We start from the raw sequence: 18920 nt of genomic DNA, 5'->3' as shown, positions 1-18920 counted from the left end.
AGATTCACCTTAAAAGCCCGTATAAAATTCGTATTTTTGTATACTTTTTCACACCAAATGTGTGATTTACTAACGAATAAAACTTTGTAGCATATGACCTTTGATTTGGATATGATCAAAAAAGTTTATTCTGATTTCGACAACAGAGTAAACGCAGCAAGAGAGTTTATGGGAAGACCTCTTACTTATTCAGAGAAAATTTTATGTTCCCACTTATTTTCCACTCAACAGCCAGAAGCTTTCAAACGCGGAGAATCTTATGTAGACTTCGCTCCGGACAGAGTTGCTATGCAGGACGCTACAGCACAGATGGCTTTATTACAGTTTATGCAGGCTGGAAAGAAGAAGGTTGCAGTTCCTTCTACGGTACACGCAGACCACCTTATCCAGGCTAGAGTTGGAGCAGACAAAGATCTTCAAGAAGCAGAAAATAAAAACAACGAAGTTTATCAATTCCTTCAGTCAGTTTCCAACAAATATGGTATTGGATTCTGGAAGCCGGGAGCTGGTATTATTCACCAGGTAGTTTTAGAAAATTATGCATTCCCTGGAGGAATGATGATTGGTACCGACTCTCACACTGTAAATGCAGGTGGTTTAGGTATGGTTGCTATTGGTGTTGGTGGTGCAGATGCTGTAGACGTAATGGCAGGAATGGCATGGGAGCTTAAATTCCCTAAAATGATCGGTGTAAAATTAACCGGTAAACTTAGCGGATGGTGCTCTCCTAAAGATGTAATTCTGAAAGTTGCTGGTATCCTTACTGTAAAAGGAGGTACTGGTGCTATCGTAGAATACTTCGGAGAAGGTGCTGAATCACTTTCTTGTACTGGTAAAGGTACAATCTGTAACATGGGTGCAGAGATCGGAGCAACAACTTCTATCTTTGAATTCGATAAAAACATGGCTAAATACCTAAGAGCTACAGGAAGAGAAGCTGTTGCTGCAGGTGCTGAAGCTATCGCTGATAACCTAAAAGCTGATAAAGAAGTTTATGCAGATCCTGCTAAATACTTCGATCAGGTTATTGAAATCAACCTGGATGAATTAGAGCCGGCATTAAACGGTCCTTTCACTCCGGATTTATATACTCCAATTTCTCAGATGAAAGAACTTGCTGAGAAAAACGGATGGCCAACTAAAGTTGAGGTTGGTTTGATCGGTTCTTGTACAAACTCTTCTTACGAAGATATCTCAAGAGCTGCTTCTATCGCTAAGCAGGCAATTGACAAAAACTTGGTAACTGCTGCTGAATACACTATTACTCCGGGATCCGAATTAGTAAGATATACAGTAGAAAGAGATGGTTTCCTAGATACTTTTGCTCAAATTGGTGGTAAAGTATTCGCTAATGCTTGTGGACCATGTATCGGTCAATGGGCTCGTGAAGGTTCAGAAAAACAAGAGAAAAACACAATCGTTCACTCTTTCAACAGAAACTTCTCTAAGAGAGCAGATGGTAACCCAAATACTTATGCATTCGTAGGTTCTCCTGAATTGGTAACTGCACTTGCTATTGCTGGTAAACTAGACTTCGATCCAAGAACAGACAAATTAGTTAACAAGGATGGTGTTGAAGTTCTTCTAGATGAGCCTCAAGGTTATGAATTGCCAATTAAAGGTTTCGATGTTGAAGATGCTGGTTATATTGCTCCTGCTGAAGACGGTTCAAATGTTGAGGTTATTGTAGCGCCAACATCCGACAGACTTCAGTTATTAGAAGAGTTTACACCTTGGGATGGTAAAAACATTACAGGTGCTAAATTATTGATCAAAGCATTTGGTAAGTGTACAACTGACCACATCTCTATGGCAGGTCCATGGTTGAAGTACAGAGGTCACTTAGATAATATTTCTAACAACATGTTGATCGGAGCTGTTAATGCTTACAACATGGAAACTAACAACGTAAAGAACGAATTAAACGGTGAGCATATGGAAGTTCCTGCATCTGCAAGATCTTACAAAGCTGCTGGCGTTCCAACGATTGTTGTTGGTGATGAAAACTACGGTGAAGGTTCTTCAAGAGAGCACGCTGCTATGGAGCCTCGTCACTTGGGTGTAAGAGCTGTATTAGTTAAATCCTTCGCTCGTATCCACGAGACAAACCTTAAAAAACAAGGTATGTTAGGATTAACTTTTGCTGACAAAGCAGATTACGATAAAATCCAGGAAGATGATACAATCAACTTCTTAGATCTTGATCAGTTTGCTCCAGGTAAGCCATTGACATTAGAGTTTGTTCACGCAGATGGTTCTAAAGATATTATTCTTGCTAACCATACTTACAACGCAGGACAAATTGAGTGGTTCAAAGCTGGATCTGCACTTAACCTAATCAAACAACAAGGGAAATAATTAATTTAATTTCTCATGGAAATAAAAAAGCCTCGCATTTGCGGGGCTTTTTCTTTGAAATAATATAGAATTATGGATTGAAAGAATTAACTCACTTTAATCTCTTGTGCAGGGATATTGTTTTCAGGATCCTTTGGCAAAATTATGGTAAGAATACCGTCTTCATAACCAGCAGAAATATTTTCGGATGCAACCTTCTCATTAAGCTTAAAAGAACGTTCAAAAGATGAAGCATATACTTCCTGATAGATATAATTTGCCTTCTCTTTGTCTTCAGTCGCTTTATACGAAATAGTAAGTACCCTGTCTTTAATTGCTATATTAAAAGCTTCTTTTTTCAGTCCGGCTGCAAATAACTGAAGCGCATAATATTCTTCATTTTCAGAGATATTTACAGGCTTGAAGCTGCTGATTTTTTCAGCAAATACTTCCTTCATCGGGTGTTTGCTATTGAAGAATCCTTCACGGAATTTATCGAATTTACGGTCGAATTTTCCATTACAGAAATCTTTTTTGTTTCTAAAATCTTCGTTGTTATGATGTCTTGTATACATTGTTGTTATTTTTTTAGTTTAATAAATTAGTTAATTGGGATAATAGCGATATTTTCTGTTCTTGAATTTCTGTAGTTCGGTCTTACAGCAAATTCACTATTATTTAAAGGATTAAAACCTATTGGTAAATTCTCCTGATAAGGCTCAAAGTATCTTTCTCTCCTTCTTCTGAATTTTGAAGCTACCAGAGTTCCTATTCCTGCGATTAAGGTAACGGCCAGAAGTAATTTAAAAACCATACCTATAATCAGTGTTGCTAAACCTGCGATCACGGTAATTCCGATCAGTTTAGGCAATATATAACGCATTTTGTTTTTCATTTTTTTTGATTTTAAAGTTTAATAATAAAGGCCTTTGTATTGAAGACGGAGGAAGGAATAGCTTTACTTTAATTTTTTTGAAAATAATTTTAATTTTCTCTGGAAGCTCCTTTAAACAGGGGGAAAATTAATTAAATAAAATATCAAGTAGACATTATAAGCCCTCTCAATAATTTCAAATAAAAAAGGCTGCCCTCTTCGGACAACCTCATCTTTTTAGATTTAAAATACTACCTTTCTAAAGTGTTATTAAATTTTTTAATAGCATTTTCTAATTGAGTTCGTTTACTTATATCCATTGCTTTGCCAGGAGTAGGGTTGTTTTTGAATTCTTCCCGTTTTTTTAGATACTCATTTCTCGTTACTGGAATTCCAGTTTGGATTGAAGATATTTCAACTTGCTTTTTAGTAATTGAGATAGCTTTGAATTTGTCATAACCCTTAGTATCTTGAATATCCAGGATAATACCTGGTAATCCCTTAAATCTATATGGGCCTTCTGAAAATGGAATACCACTTGTGTACCACGCGATATATTCTCTTTTATTGAAAATGGTTACAGCCTTCTTACACTTATATCCCAAAATTTCTTTTTCATCTTTATAATGAGTATTCCACTTTAAGGGTTCCGTATCAAATGAAAAATAATCACGCCCGATACGGCTTGTTACGATTGTTTTATCCTTGTCTCGAAATACAAGATAATCAACTTTAGGTCTAGCTAAACTCCCTGCATTAATCTCTGCCATTCGCCCTGTCGCTTTAGCATTTGCCAATTCAGTTTCTAAAGACCTTCTACGTTGTAAAAAAGCATCGCTATAATATATTGACGAACTTGAATTCAGATCTAAGATCATGATCTCTTCAATTTTCTCATTCAAATTTGTTGTATCTCTTGAAAAACTATATAGATATTTTACTTCAATATCTGAAATATTTTTATTCTGAGCGAAAATGAGACTTCCAAAAAATAATAATATAAGAAAATGTGCTCTCATCTTTTTTATGCCCACCCCCATGCTTCAACAGGAGCATCACAGTCATCCTCCATTCTGTTAATTTCTACTTCAAGACAGCTGATATCGGAATTTCCTAATTCTATATATTCCGTATAGCCGCAAGAAGAAGTAATTTTTACTGGATACCAGATTGCTTCTTCAGAGGAATTCAGATTTGATTCTAATTTACTTTCTTTTACTTCTACGCTTTTAGCACTCATAAGTCCTGCAATTCCAATCGTTGCTACTAATAATAATTTTTTCATATTAAATGATTTTTAATTGTTTAACTAAACTAAGCTAAAAATATTTTACCATACCACAATTTAACATAAAATCTTTATTGTAATTTGTAATCGATTTAATTAAGTGTTATTCTTGTTGAACTACTCCTATTTTCAAGTACAGATTTACAAATATTTAATAAAGTAATCAAAAAAAAGCTGTCCAAAAAATTTGGACAGCCTCATCAATATTATTTAAATCGGCATCGATCGCCAAATCTCTTTTGCCATTCTTCGCGGAAGCGCTCTTTGTCTTCATCTGAAAATTCTTCCATACGTCTCTTCATCTTTTCTTTAAAATTTCTTCCGCCACCCCCGCCTCTGAAGCGGAAACCACCAAATAATATTTTACTCAGAACCATGATTCCGAAAGCCTGCCAATAGGAAATAGCTTTTACGCCTAGTATCTCTGGTAATAATATATTCCACAACCATTGTACCAACCACACCAAGAGAAATACCATTCCTATGATCAGCGGAAAGGCCAACCAAAATTTCTTCTTATTTCTATGTCTAAATCTACGATTCATATCCTTAGTCCTTAAGTTCGTTGTATAAATGTTTTAATCTTTTGCGAAGGTGTTTTACAGCATATCCTTTTCTGCTGATAATAGTCTTTAAATTTTCACCTTCTTCGTCTGCAATTTCCTGCAAAGTTTTTTCCTCAACTTCATTCTGAAAAAACACCCGTCTTTGGTTATCCGGTAGTTCATCCAGCGCCTTCATTAATTCATCCCAGAAAATGTCTTTAAACATTTTTAGTTCGGGATTGTTGGAGTCATCTGCTAAAAGGATTTCTTTAATACTAAAGCTTCCGTCTTCATCTTCATAAGTGTAGTCTTCCAGTGAATCACTTTTCTTTTTCCTGTAATTATCGGTAATCTTATTTCGGGTTACCGAATACAGCCAGGCACCAACATTTTCAAGATCATCTATATTCGTTAAACGGCTGGTCTGATACCAGACCTCCTGCAAAATATCTTCTGCATCCTCAGTTTTGCTCACTTTTCCTTTAATAAAGCGAAACAATTGTGAGCCGTAATCTTTTACGACTTCTGACAGTGAAGCAGATTTCTTTTCAGCCATTTCATTCAAATATAGCGAGTCCATATTTATGAAGACGAACCAAAAACAAAATTACTTTAACTTTTTCAAAAAATTTAATTTATAGCTCTCGCCGATAGGAATTTCGCCTCCGGAAATAAGGTTTGCAGACTTAATGTTGACCGTCTTTATCTTATCCATATTGATAATATAGGATTTATGAACCCTGATAAAAGAAGTATCGGGCAATTGTTGCTCAAAAGATTTTAGTGTATCCAGCACTATATATTCCTGATGCTCTGTTTTTATATTCACATAATCTTTGAGGCTTTCAATATACAATACCTCATCAAAATTAATTCGATGCTGCTGACCGGAAGATTTTACAAAAAAATACTGACCTGCTGAAGCTTCGTTATTAGAAAGGCGTTCCTGAGCCTTCAGCGCGCTTTTATAAAGCCTGTCAAAAGAAACTGGTTTCAATAAATAGTCGACTACATTATACTCATAGCCTTCCAAAGCATATTCTGCATAGGCAGTTGTAAGGATATATTTTAGCTTATTACCAGCAATTTCCATGAAGTTAATTCCGGTAAGCTCTGGCATCTGAATATCTAAAAATGCCAGATCGGCCTCGTTATTCTGAATAAAATCTAATGCTTCTAAAGGGTTTTCCGTACTAAAGACAAGCTCCAAAAACGGAATTTTTTGAACATAACTCCCTAATAGGGAAACCGCCAAAGGCTCATCATCTACAACAATACATTTAATTTTATCCATGCTTATTACTTTCCGGGGTTATTGGTATGTAAATCAATCTTCAAATCTATAATAAAAGTATCTTCAGTTTCTGTAATTTCTAACCAATGCTTATCCGGATAAATTAATTGCAGCCTCTTTTTTACATTCCCGATTCCGATTCCGGACGAAAAATCCTTCATTCTCTGCTTCTTGGAATTTCTGAGATAGAAATGCAGTCTACCATTATCATCGGACACTTTTAGCTCCATTCCTTTGCCACTGATATCACCATGTTTAAAGGCATTTTCAACAAACGGTACCAATAACATTGGTGAGATTGATAATTTCGGATTTTTGATATCCTTATCAAATAATATCAGTTCCGGATTCTTAATCCTCAGCTTTTCCAGAGCAATCAGGCTCTCCATATAGCCTACTTCTTTATCCAGCTGAATAAAGTCCTTCTCCAGATCCTTTGTACTATACCTCAGCAGTTGACTCAGCTCTTCCAACGCGGGTAATGCCTTATCGGAATTCTGATAGACCAACGAATAAATATTATTGAGTGAATTAAATATAAAATGTGGATTTATCTGGGTTTTCAATGCTTGGAGTTCTGCATTCTTCTTTTCCTCCATTAATTCATATTTCTCTTTCTCTGACTGTGAAAATAACTTAATTAAACAGAAAACTGTACTTGTAAAAATGATTGTTGAACTGTAATAAATATTATCGAAAAAATAATGAAAAAAGGTAGTTCCTTCAGCATAATTTCTAATACCAAAAAATAAGGGCATCATAAATTCCTGCATGAAATAACGAGTCATAACAAATATACATACACTTATAAAGAAACCTATTAGTGTTTTATAGAGCTTATTGATATCAAAAAACTGAGGTACAACAAAAAAATAGTTGATATAAAAACATACAAAATTGGTTAAAAAATAAGTACCATCAACTAATAAATTACCATTTCCATAATAGTATTTTGCCATAATTACAGTACGGATAAAGCTGAGTAGCCAATACAAAATATGCAAGAATATAATTTGGTTCTTTTTCATGCTCAAATTTAATGTTAGCTGAGCATTTTCCAATAGCCATTTTCGACAAACCTGCTTTTTTCATCGACGAAAAAAACAATCATCCCATAAATACCCTGATTCATCTAAACGCTATTTCAGAGGGCTTTCCGACGTTATACCTTTGGCATATCAAAACGATCAGATAAAACATTATTTATAATAATATAACTATGAAAACTATAATAACTTTATTTTTTGTTGCACTTTCTGCTTTAAGCTTTAGCCAGGACAAAATCAATGTAATTCTCATCGGGACTTATCATTTCAACAATCCGGGCTTTGATGCTGGAAAAGTAAAAGAAAGAAATATTCTGGAGCAGTCTAATCAGGATAACCTGATCCAGGTTACCCATAAAATCACCAGTACATACAGACCTGATAAAGTTTTTGTAGAAAGTCCGTATGAAGACAGAGAAAACCTAAATAAAATGTATGCTTTATACAAACAGGGAAAGGCCTATTATAAAGCAGACACATTAAAGAATGACTTCCGGAAACGAATGCTCAGTGAAAATGAAATCTTTCAGTTCGGTTTCAGATTAGCTCGTGAGGCTGGTAACCAGAAAATATATTCCATGGATTATGAATCACAAATGAATCTCGGAGCCCTTAAATCTAAACTAAATCTTAATCCTACATTAACTTATGCTGACTTTGAAACAAAAGTAAAACAACTAACCGATTTCATGAATAACTGTATAAGTGAGAGCTCTCTGCAAAAGACCTTCAAATGCCTTAATTCCGAAAAACAATACTCAATGAATAAAGGATTGTACATCACATACTTCAACAAAATAAATAAAGCTCCTGATTTTTATGGATCGCAACTAGTTGCTGACTGGTATAAAAGAAACCTGATTATGTATTCCTATATCCAGAATCAGATTGAAAAAGGTGATAAAAACATTGTAATTATCGTTGGAGCAGGACACGCAGCTATGATGTATGATTTTATTAAAAACGATCCTCAGTTTAATCTTATCGAAGTAAAAAATATTTTCTAAAAACTAAGTCATTAACTATTCTCTATAAAAATATAACCATGAAAAAGACCTCTATATTCATCGCAACTTTATTATACAGCTTATCATTCGCTCAAAAAGTTCAGGACACCACTAAAGTACAAACAGTAAAAACCGTAACTATTCAGGCAAAGAAAAAACTGATTGAAAGAAAAGCAGACCGTTTAGTATTCAATGTTGAAGCATCGATGGCTTCACAAGGGATGGATGCTGTGGAAACTTTGGGTAATGTACCAATGATGAAGGTAGACGAAAATAAAGGTCTTATATCAATTGTAGGAAAAAGCAGTGTATCAGTTATGATTAATGGCCGCATGTTAAATCTTTCCGGAGATGCTTTAATGAGTTATTTAAAAACTATCCGTTCAGAAAATATCCTTAAAGTAGAAGTGATTACAACTCCTCCGGCTAAATATGAAGCACAGGGAAACAGTGGGCTAATCAATATTGTTCTGAAGAAGAATCCTAATATGGGTTTTAGTGGTAATGTAGGTTCAACATTTGTTCAGAGAACTTATTCAGGTGCGTTAGGCAATGCAACACTCAATTATCAGACTTCAAAGTTTAGTATGAGCCTGAAAGGCAATTATACTAATACTGCAAAACGTTCTGAAGAAAACTATGATATTATCGGAACTACATCAAGCTACAGCCGTACAGTACGTAAAGATATGTGGAAAGAGTTTTCTCCAAGCCTTAACCTTTCTTATAAGCTTAGTAAGAATTCTGAAATAGGACTGAATTATCTCTATACCCGTCAGACACCGGATATGAACATTTTCAATAACACTTTCTATTTTAAAGGAGAGCAGCCAACAGAGACACTAAGCACCCCAACAAAACATCGTGAAACAAACCGAATGCAGACGCTTTCCGTATACTATGATTTAAAGTTGGACACATTAGGTAAAAAACTAAGTTTTACCGGAAACTATTACGAAAACAACTCTAATACAATTGTAGACTTCTCCACTTTCAAAGCTTCTAACCAGACCACTGAAGATGTACAAACCATCTCTAAACTAAAACCTCAGATCTTCTCCGGACAGGCAGATTTAGAACTGCCTTTTTCTTTCGGAACCATAGAAACCGGAGTAAAATTCAATCAGTTTAAAAACACATCGGACCTTAATTATTACAATATTATCAATCAAACTCCTGTTTCTGATCAGTCCAGAACTAATTTCTTTCAGTATGATGAAAAGAATTATGCAGCCTATTTCAGCTTTACAAAGAGCTTTGGAACTAAGTGGGAAACAAAATTCGGAATCCGTTATGAGGACGCTCATGTAAATGCCTATACTCCTGCAACTAATGAACGTACTAAATATGGATACGGACAGTGGTTTCCATCTGCTTATGTTGCTTATAAAGAAGGTAAGAACTCCTTTAGCCTTGCCTACTCCCGCAGAATTAACCGTCCTGATATGAGCAATCTAAACCCTTTCCGCTGGTATAGTAATCCAAACTCTTACTCTTCAGGGAATCCATTACTACAGCCTGCGTACATTAACAACACAGAACTTGCCTATACCTATAATAATAAATTATCTGTGAGCCTTTATTATTTAAGATTAACAAATGCTTTCGGGCAGGTATCTACTCTTGATGGAATTAATGAGAGCAGCACATACCTAAATCATTACAACAATAATTTTTATGGACTGAATGCCAGCTATACCGACAAGATTCTACCTTGGTGGGAAACCAGTATCTCCGCAACGGCAACATTACAAAATTCTTCTGTATTCAATATACAGGCAGAAACCAAGAGTGGAACGTTTTTAAATTATTCTGCAAACAATACTTTCACTCTAAATGCAAAGAAAACAATTGTATTCTTCCTAAACTATAACCAAACCTTACCTTTTAAAAATGTCAATTCATCATTCAAGAACTTTTCTGATCTGTCTTCCGGAATAAGAGTTTCCCTATTGGACAAGCAATTGCAGATCAATGCTAGTGTATCCAACATTTTTGCTCAAAGATACCGTGCTGATAAATCTTTCTCTGATAATAAACAGTCATTCAATAATTACTGGGACGGAAGAGCACTACGCCTAAGTGTAAATTACACCTTCGGAAACTCAAAAGTAAAAGGAGCTCAGAAGAATATCAAGTTCGAGGAAAAAAACAGAGCAAATTAAACCCTCCCTTCAAAAAAGGAAATAGTTAATGTAACAGAAACATATCTAGAACTGTCTTATATAAAGAATAAATCGATACCCATGAAAAAGATATACATATTAGCCGCTACTTTAATTTCTTATGCAGCGTTTTCACAAAATGTACAGGATACCACCAAAGTAAAAACAGTAGAAACAGTTGTTCTGGAAGGAAAGAAAAAACTGATTGAAAGAAAACCGGACCGATTAATCTTTAATATCGGTAATTCTGTTGCCGCTGCTGGTGGCACTGCATTGGACGCCCTGAAAGCCACTCCGAATGTAAAAATAAATAACGATGTTATCTCTATTGTCGGAAAAAGTACAGTCCTCGTATTAATAGATGATAAAGAAGTTTATATGAATGGCGAACAGCTTAGCCGCTATCTGGAAGGTATCAGTGCGGAGAATTTGTCAAAGATTGAAGTGATTACAACTCCACCGGCTAAATATAGTGCTGAAGGAAACAGCGGTATAATCAATATTGTTACAAAAAAAATGAAAGTGAACAGCTGGAATGCTAACGTTGGTTCTTCCTATCAGAGATCGAGACGAAACACTTGGCGTTCCAATGCTGCCTTCAACCTTCAGAAGGATAAAATAACACTACAATCATCTATAGATTTAGGCGACAGAAGATTTTTAAGAAACTGGAACAACGATCTTTATTATCCTGATGCTCATTGGGAAAATCGCGGAATTACAGATTTTAAAAACAATTATTATGCGGTAAAAGCAGCTCTGGATTATAAGGTAACCGAAAGGTTAACTCTGGGCACCAAATTCAATGCAAGTCTTTTCGATACTAAGAACAGCGGAACACCGAGTTTTTCAAATATTTATGATTCAGCTGGAGCGCTGCAAAAGTATATTTCTACTTCATCTTTTCAACGAGTCAAATCCCAGCAACAAGTCTATAATCTGTATTCCGAATATAAACTGGATACTTTAGGAAAAAAGATTACGATGGATCTGGATTATGTAAATTATAATGGTCCGGGAAACCGACCATTTTCTTACGCCACATACAAGCCTAATAACGAAATTGTACAAGGAAGTCAATTTGTAGGGCTTAACAATACAGAAAGTCAGATTCAGAATTTCTCAGCAAAAATTGATACAGAACTTCCGTTAAAATTTGTCAACCTTAGCTTTGGAGGTCGATTTTCTACTGTGAAAACCACCAATGACATTGCTGCCTATAAAGAAGTAAACAACGAAATGGTACCGGACACCAATATCTCAAATTATTTCAGATACAGAGAAAATAACGAAGCTTTGTATGTTTCCGGAAGCAAAAAAATTGGCAAGTGGGATTTACAGGCAGGATTACGAATGGAAGCAACCCAAACCACCGGATATTCCCGTGAATTGGATAGTACCCATAAAAATAACTACATAAAACTATTCCCTACGCTATATGCGATGTATTCTATTGCTGATAAAACAAGCATTAGTTTCAATTACTCCAGAAGGATTAACCGTCCTTCTTATGAAAGTCTGAATCCATTCAGAACCATTAACAACAGCAATAGTTATAATGAAGGTAATGCATTTTTACAACCAGCTTTCACTGACAATGTTGAACTTACTTTTACCTACAAAAATCTGGACAGCAGAGTGTATTTCTCAAGTCTGAAAAATGGAATAAGCCAGGCTTCTTTAATAGATCCTGCTACTATGAACAATAATTTTGTCTGGATGAATTATGTAGATGCTAATTCATTCGGTTTGGCAGAAACTTTTACCTGGAAGCCTGTGAAATGGTGGTCTAGTATGAACACTTTCAACCTTAGCCATAGCAATACTCAGCTTAGTATTGGACCTGAACGTTATAAAGGCTGGACCGCAGATTTCTCAACAAGCAATGATTTTACATTAAACAAACTGAAAACAGCTTTCTTTAACCTTACTTATACTCAGGATTTTGGAGGTATATATAATAATTTTACAAGCAAAGCTTATTCAACTGTTGACATATCTTTTAAATATCTTGCCTTCGATAAAAAACTGGTCATAAGCCTTGTTGGCAGCAATATATTTAACGGAATCGGTTATAGTTATCAGATGATGAATGGTGTAAAACAAAGTTTCAGAAACATTTGGGACAATCAAAGCTTCAGGGTTTCTCTGAATTATAAATTCGGTAATGATAAAATAAAAACCAGCAATCGCCAGTCCGGAAATACTGAAGAACTGAATAGAATGTAAAATAATCTATAAAGCCAGCATCCTTAAAATGACCTTGAAAGCCATTTTATTCACTATAGTTTGAATTTTAAGAAACTTTAACAATTCCTATCTGTAACAATACTGCAATTCTTAAGTCATATTGATAAAAAGTAAGATAACAGTATGAAAAACAAAATTATTATTTTAGGAATGCTGGCTCTAAGTGTTTCTGCGTTTGCCCAGGAAACTGGTTCAAAAGAGAAATCCAGAGAGAAGGAAATCCAAGGGGTGAGCATGACCAAAACCAAAAAAGCTGTAGAGCAGAAACCAGATCGTACGATCTTTGATTTCTCTGAACAGCCCAATCTTAATTCCGGAACAACTCTGGAAGGGATCAAGAAACTTCCGGGTATGGTTGTTACCGATATTGCAGGAATGATGTACCAAGGAAAGCCTCTGGCTGTATTTATGGATGGGCGTCCTCTTAATATCTCAAGTAATGACTTAACCGCTTTTCTGGAAGGAATGCCAGCCAATTCTATTGAAAAAATAGAGGTAATTACCCAACCGGGGGCAGAATTCCCGGCAACTTCCGGTGGTGCTATTCTGAATATTATTACCAGTAAAAGTGCTAAAAGCTATCTTACTGCCACTTATTCAGGAAGCTATCGTTTTTCGAATTATGATAAATTCAGAAGTAAAACTAATAACAGTATAGTTCTTAACTCCAGAAACAAAGTTTTCGGATGGCAGTTCAGTGCCGGACAAAGTTACCGTGAGTCTTTTAATACAACCCAGACTGATGATATATTTAGTAATTATGCAGACCGTTTTCAGAGAAGTAACTTTGCTAAAGCTGCTTTAACATTTGATATTGGAGCAGACAGGTTATTAATCAACTATGATTTTAACTCTTATAATAACGATAGTAATTTAGAAGCTTCAGGTAAACAGGTTGTGAACAGCATGACCCAATTATATGAAAATACAGGTAACAGTAAGAGTAAAACGTACAGAAATGAAGCCGTGGCTACTTACCAGAAAAAATTTAGTGACAAGGACAAGAAATTAGATTTCAAATTTACTTATACCAATTACAGAAGTAACTTTAACCAATTCTCTAATTTTATTAACCCTGCTTCATCAACCGTTTTTTATCCTGAAAATAACTCTGACCAGAATGTATACAATTTCAGAATAGATTACTCTCAGCCAATTAAACTTTTAAATGGTGGAAAGATTAGTTTCGGTGGACTTTATGAAAAACTAGATTATGTAACCCAATCTGCTAAGGTTACCAATTTAGATTATCAAAGACAAACGGCTTCTACTTATGCTGAAGTAATGGCAAAGTATAAAAAATTCGATTTCATCGTTGGAGCACGTGCTGAGGATTATGATATCAGTGGAACAACTTTGATTTTAGATGACAATAAAAACTGGGTTAATACACCTCTTACTCCTTTCAAAAAATTCAAGGTATTCCCAAATGCAAGTATCCAGTATAACTTTAAGCCATCAATCTTCTTTAATCTGAATTATAATAAAAAAATCAGTTTACCAAGTATATCATTCCTAAACCCTAACAACACCAATTACCAAGGACCAAATGTTGACTTCAAAGGAAACCCTTTCCTTAACCCTACTATATATGATAATTTTGAAGCAAAAATCAGCGCATTCGATTATGCTTTCCTAAGCTATAACATGGGGATTGTAAAGAACCAGGTAATTCAGTATGTAGAAAGAGATGGTGACAGAATATCACAAAGCAATAGAAACGTAGATCGTATTACACAACATAATTTCAATTTTGGAGTTCCTATTCCTTTTATGCTTTTCACCAAACCGTTAAGCGAGATTATGAAGTTTAACTTTAATCCTGATAAGATTAACCTACTTTATGTTTATGCAGGTTATCAGTTTCAGGACATCAAGGATATTCAGGACAAAAAAGGAATGTGGATATTTAATATCTCCGGACAGTTTATCTTACCTAAAGACATTAAGCTTAATGCTAACTTCAGTTATCTGACGAAAGGTAATTACTATTACTTCATGCCATTGTATCCTATTAATAATAGTTTGGATCTTACATTAACCAAAAAATTCAACAAAGACAGGCTAACGGTGTCATTATATGCTAATGATGTGTTGAATGGCACCAGAATGTCCTTCCGTACGACTAACCAAAATCCGGGCGTTATTTTGAACAGCAGATATGACAGCAGAAGTTTTGGAATTTCCGTTAATTATAAAATACCTACAAGAAACAAACTGGCAAAAGTAGATCAGAATATATTGAATCAGGACGCTCCAAAAGAGGATAATGGAGGCATAATGAAACAATAATATTTTTTCTGATGGTAATTTGATTAATAAAAGATAAAATCACTATCTTTTCATTTTAATTCAAATACAAAATGAAATATAATCTCGACGATAAGAACCGACAAATTTTAGATATCCTTCAGCAGGATGCAAAACTATCCGTCAAGGAAATCGCTTCCCGTATACAACTTTCTTTCACACCAACTTACGAAAGAATTAAAAATATGGAGGAAGCAGGAATCATCAGCAAATATGTTGCATTGGTAGACCGCCAGAGAGTGGGTTTGAAAGTTGCAGCTTATTGCAATGTAACCCTGAAAGAGCAGTCTAAATTTGCTTTATTAAAGTTTGAAGATGCTATTAAGGATATTCCCGAGATTATAGAAACGATCAGTGTTTCCGGAAATTATGATTATATGTTGAAGATTGTTTCAACAGATATTGAAAGTTATAACAAGTTCATTATCGATACCATTTCCAACTTACCAAACATAGGACAATACCACAGTAGTATTGTGATGACAGAGGTGAAGAAGGAAACGGCATTCAAAATTCCGCATCCGGAAGAACTTTATTAATTAATTTTATTGAAAACTTTATAAAAGTTTTCTCTGATTTCTTCAGTCGACAGATTACCTATACTGCCTTTGTGCGTATGATTTACAGATGTACTGGCCTGGAATTGATTATTTTCGATCTCCAGGCCAATTTTTTTATAGGCCTCGCGGAAAGGCAACCCGTTTAGTACTTCACGGTTTACCGCTTCTACACTGAATAGATATTTATACTTTTCATCAGTTAGAATTCCGTCTTTTACTACAATATGTTGCAGCATAAAGTCTAAAATCTGAAGACAGTCTTTTAGAGTCTCTATTCCCGGAAAGATAATTTCTTTTGTAAGCTGCCAATCTCTGTGGTAACCGGATGGCAGATTATTGATCATTAAGGTTAATTCATTCGGTAAAGACTGAATTCTGTTAGATTTTGCTCTTACCAGTTCGAACACATCAGGATTCTTTTTATGTGGCATAATAGAGCTTCCAGTTGTTAGAGAGTCTGGGAAGCTAATGAATCCAAAGTTCTGATTCATATACAAGCATGCATCATAAGAGAACTTACTAAGCGTACCTGCAAGGTTAGCCATTGCCATTGCCAGGATTTTCTCAGTTTTTCCACGTGTCATCTGAGCATAAACAACGTTGTAATTCAGGGTTTCGAAATCTAATTTCCCTGTTGTAAATTCACGGTCAATAGGAAAAGAAGATCCATATCCTGCCGCTGATCCTAAAGGGTTCTTATTGCATACATTATAAGCTGCTACCAATAACTCCAGATCATCGGTCAAAGCCTCTGCATAAGCCCCAAACCAAAGCCCAAATGAAGAAGGCATTGCAATCTGTAAATGTGTATACCCTGGAATCAGTTTATCCTTATGAGCTTCGCTTAAAGACTGCAATGTTCCAAATAAATGTTCAGACAGCTTTGCAATCTCTTTAATCTCTTCTTTCAGATATAATTTAATATCAACAAGAACCTGATCGTTACGGGATCTGGCACTGTGAATCTTTTTACCTGCATCTCCGATTTTCTGTGTAAGGTTAAACTCTACCTGAGAATGTACATCTTCTACTTCATCTTCAATTGTAAAATTGCCCTTCTTTACCTCTTCCAGCATGATAAGAAGTTCTTTCTCTACCAGTTTCCATTCGGATTCTTCTAAAAGTCCAACACGGGATAACATCTCAGCATGAGCAAGATTTCCTTTTATATCATATTCTGCCAAAAGCAAATCGAAATCACGATCGTTTCCAACCGTAAATTTTTCAATGATCTTAGCGTGTTCAGCTTCTTTGCCATCAATATTTTTATCCCAAAGTTTCATAAAATGGATATTTTTAGAGTTTTATCAGGGTTTGAAACCCTGACAAAACCTTTTTAGTAAATAATTTTTTCTAGAATTTTAATATATAGTTCTATTCCTTCTTTTATCTCGTGAAGGAAAATATACTCGTCTGCACTATGTGACCTGGTAGATAATCCTGGCCCCAGTTTTAACGATGCAAACGGTATTACAGCCTGATCTGATGATGTAGGCGATCCATAGCAGGTTCTTCCTAGTTCCAATCCAGCTCTTACGATCGGATGCTCTTCAGATATCGACGATGAATTTAGTCGAAGAGATCTTGGCTTAACCTCAGATTTCAGATGGGCTTTAATCGTTTCATATACTTCCTGATTGGTGTATTGATCTGTAACACGTACATCTATTGTAAATCTGCATTCATCCGGAACCATATTATGTAGGTATCCCGCATTAATCACCGTGGTAGTCATCTTAACTTTTCCTAACCATGGAGATTCTTTCGGAAACTCGTAGTTTCTTACCCACTCAATATCTTCAATTGCATTATAAATAGCATTATCATTATTCGGGTGAGCAGCATGCGATGGAGTTCCTTTTGCTACACAATCCAGTACTAAAAGTCCTTTTTCAGCTACTGCCAATTGCATTTCCGTAGGCTCTCCAACAATTGCAAATTCCAGATTACCCAAATGCTTCAGAATTGACTCTACTCCATTAACTCCTGAAATTTCCTCTTCTGCTGTTGCCGACAAAATAATATTGTACTTTAAATCTTTCTGAGCATAGAAATAAAGAAAAGTAGCAATAAGAGATACTAATGGCCCACCAGCGTCGTTACTTCCCAATCCATAAAGCTTTCCATCTTTTTCGATAGCCTTAAACGGATCATTCGTATAGCTAAGATTAGGCTTTACCGTATCGTGATGGGAATTGAATAATATTGTTGGTTTGGCATCATCAAAGTATAGATTCTCCGCCCAAATATTATTTTGTTCCCGGTTATATTTTACTCCTTTAGCTTCAAGAAAATCTCCGATCATCTGTGCCGTCTGATCTTCTTCTTTGCTAAAAGATTGTGTTTCTATAAGTCTTTTCAGGAGTGCTAATACCTCCTGATATAAATTTTCCACTTCATTATGCAGTAATCCTTGTTCCATAAGCTCTTTTGGTTAAAATTAAAGAAGAAAGATCTTCTGCCTGTAAGATATGTACTGCTCTAACTCCTTTTTGTATTGCCGAAAACGCATTATCCAGTTTCGGTATCATTCCCTGAAAAATCTTGCCTTCTTCTTTTAGTTTTTCATAATTAGAAGGATTGATTTCTGGGATTACAGAGTCTTCATTGTCTACATCCTCCAGCACGCCTTTCTTTTCGAAGCAATAATACAAAAAGCTTTCGTAATTTCCGCTCATAGCCGTAGCAATTGCAGATGCCATGGTATCTGCATTGGTATTCAGCAACTGACCGTTTCCATCATGTGTAATGGCACAAAAAACCGGAACGAATCCTGCCTGCAATATCTTATCAATATTTTCGGAATTAACCGCAGCCACATCTCCTACAAAACCAAAATCTATAGGATTAGCAGGTCTTTTATTAGCCAGTACACTATTAGCATCTGCTCCGGACAGACCTATAGCTGTATCTCCGTTTGCAGATAAGGCTGCCACAATATTTTTGCTGATCAGCCCTCCATAAACCATTGTAATAAGCTTTAGCGTCTCTGCATCCGTAACTCTGCGTCCATCTATCATCTGTTGCGGAATATCCATTTTTTCCGCTAACTCCGTTGCTATTTTCCCACCGCCATGTATCAGAATCTTGGGTTCTTTTATGCCAGAAAATTCTCCCAGAAAAGCAGAAAGCTTTTCCGGATTATCAATGATATTCCCCCCGATTTTGATAATATGCAGTGGCTGCTTCATACAATTTTGTTATGGTTTATTATTTATAACTTCATAGATTTTGGAAACCTATG

At 35.4% G+C, this 18920-nt stretch carries 17 protein-coding genes; 6 read left to right on the top strand and 11 right to left on the bottom strand.

Features of this window, described 5'->3' with window-relative positions; genetic code table 11:
• Window positions 1-93 precede the first annotated feature (93 nt).
• The gene (locus tag AYC65_RS18735) at window positions 94-2358 is read left to right on the top strand and encodes an aconitate hydratase (RefSeq protein WP_034871711.1); all 2265 of its coding nucleotides are present in this window, start codon (window positions 94-96) and stop codon (window positions 2356-2358) included.
• Window positions 2359-2444: 86 nt separating this feature from the next.
• On the opposite strand, the gene AYC65_RS18730 is transcribed toward AYC65_RS18735, so the two are convergent.
• The 8 genes from AYC65_RS18730 to AYC65_RS18695 all read right to left on the bottom strand — a co-directional run bounded on the left by AYC65_RS18730 (window position 2445) and on the right by AYC65_RS18695 (window position 7366).
• Window positions 2445-2912 carry an Hsp20/alpha crystallin family protein gene (locus tag AYC65_RS18730; RefSeq protein WP_034871712.1) on the bottom strand — a complete coding sequence of 156 codons (468 nt, stop codon included), beginning with the start codon at window positions 2910-2912 and terminating at the stop codon, window positions 2445-2447.
• 26 nt (window positions 2913-2938) lie between these two features.
• Entirely contained in the window at window positions 2939-3232 is a 294-nt protein-coding gene (locus AYC65_RS18725; RefSeq protein ID WP_034871713.1) for a hypothetical protein, read from the bottom strand.
• A gap of 230 nt (window positions 3233-3462) precedes the next feature.
• Window positions 3463-4230 carry a GLPGLI family protein gene (locus AYC65_RS18720; RefSeq protein ID WP_157877523.1) on the bottom strand — a complete coding sequence of 256 codons (768 nt, stop codon included), beginning with the start codon at window positions 4228-4230 and terminating at the stop codon, window positions 3463-3465.
• Window positions 4231-4235: 5 nt separating this feature from the next.
• On the bottom strand, window positions 4236-4496 hold the full coding sequence (locus AYC65_RS18715; RefSeq protein WP_034871715.1) for a hypothetical protein: 261 nt from the start codon (window positions 4494-4496) through the stop codon (window positions 4236-4238).
• Between the two features lie 209 nt (window positions 4497-4705).
• Window positions 4706-5044 (bottom strand): hypothetical protein, encoded by a 339-nt coding sequence (locus AYC65_RS18710; protein WP_034871716.1) that lies wholly within the window; start codon window positions 5042-5044, stop codon window positions 4706-4708.
• A gap of 4 nt (window positions 5045-5048) precedes the next feature.
• The gene (locus AYC65_RS18705) at window positions 5049-5624 is read right to left on the bottom strand and encodes an RNA polymerase sigma factor (protein ID WP_009086836.1); all 576 of its coding nucleotides are present in this window, start codon (window positions 5622-5624) and stop codon (window positions 5049-5051) included.
• A gap of 27 nt (window positions 5625-5651) precedes the next feature.
• Complete coding sequence (locus tag AYC65_RS18700) at window positions 5652-6338, bottom strand: LytR/AlgR family response regulator transcription factor (RefSeq protein WP_034871717.1); 687 nt, start codon at window positions 6336-6338, stop codon at window positions 5652-5654.
• Window positions 6339-6343: 5 nt separating this feature from the next.
• Complete coding sequence (locus tag AYC65_RS18695; RefSeq protein WP_034871718.1) at window positions 6344-7366, bottom strand: sensor histidine kinase; 1023 nt, start codon at window positions 7364-7366, stop codon at window positions 6344-6346.
• A 191-nt stretch (window positions 7367-7557) separates the two neighbouring features.
• Here AYC65_RS18695 and AYC65_RS18690 point away from each other — a divergent pair, with 191 nt between their 5' ends.
• The 5 genes from AYC65_RS18690 to AYC65_RS18670 all read left to right on the top strand — a co-directional run bounded on the left by AYC65_RS18690 (window position 7558) and on the right by AYC65_RS18670 (window position 15655).
• Complete coding sequence (locus tag AYC65_RS18690; protein ID WP_034871719.1) at window positions 7558-8391, top strand: DUF5694 domain-containing protein; 834 nt, start codon at window positions 7558-7560, stop codon at window positions 8389-8391.
• Between the two features lie 38 nt (window positions 8392-8429).
• A complete protein-coding gene (locus tag AYC65_RS18685; RefSeq protein ID WP_034871720.1) occupies window positions 8430-10556 on the top strand; it encodes an outer membrane beta-barrel family protein in 2127 nt (708 codons plus the stop codon).
• A gap of 81 nt (window positions 10557-10637) precedes the next feature.
• On the top strand, window positions 10638-12785 hold the full coding sequence (locus AYC65_RS18680; protein WP_034871721.1) for an outer membrane beta-barrel family protein: 2148 nt from the start codon (window positions 10638-10640) through the stop codon (window positions 12783-12785).
• Window positions 12786-12929: 144 nt separating this feature from the next.
• Entirely contained in the window at window positions 12930-15098 is a 2169-nt protein-coding gene (locus AYC65_RS18675) for a TonB-dependent receptor domain-containing protein (RefSeq protein WP_034871722.1), read from the top strand.
• 71 nt (window positions 15099-15169) lie between these two features.
• A complete protein-coding gene (locus AYC65_RS18670; RefSeq protein WP_009086825.1) occupies window positions 15170-15655 on the top strand; it encodes an Lrp/AsnC family transcriptional regulator in 486 nt (161 codons plus the stop codon).
• Here AYC65_RS18670 and argH read toward each other — a convergent pair.
• From argH to argB, 3 genes are read right to left on the bottom strand one after another with little or no spacing between them, the layout of a single operon-like run.
• Window positions 15652-16959: an argininosuccinate lyase gene (gene argH / locus AYC65_RS18665; RefSeq protein WP_034871723.1), complete on the bottom strand. Its 1308-nt coding sequence runs from the start codon at window positions 16957-16959 to the stop codon at window positions 15652-15654. The two genes, AYC65_RS18670 and argH, sit on opposite strands and share 4 nt — an antisense overlap.
• Window positions 16960-17012: 53 nt before the next feature.
• Window positions 17013-18098 (bottom strand): M20 family metallo-hydrolase, encoded by a 1086-nt coding sequence (locus tag AYC65_RS18660; RefSeq protein ID WP_034871724.1) that lies wholly within the window; start codon window positions 18096-18098, stop codon window positions 17013-17015.
• Window positions 18076-18867 carry an acetylglutamate kinase gene (gene argB / locus AYC65_RS18655; RefSeq protein ID WP_034871725.1) on the bottom strand — a complete coding sequence of 264 codons (792 nt, stop codon included), beginning with the start codon at window positions 18865-18867 and terminating at the stop codon, window positions 18076-18078. The genes AYC65_RS18660 and argB overlap by 23 nt, the downstream gene beginning before the upstream one ends.
• Window positions 18868-18920: the final 53 nt, after the last annotated feature.

Source organism: Elizabethkingia bruuniana (assembly GCF_002024805.1).
GTDB lineage: Bacteria > Bacteroidota > Bacteroidia > Flavobacteriales > Weeksellaceae > Elizabethkingia > Elizabethkingia bruuniana.
This window is presented reverse-complemented; position numbering and strand designations above follow the sequence as displayed.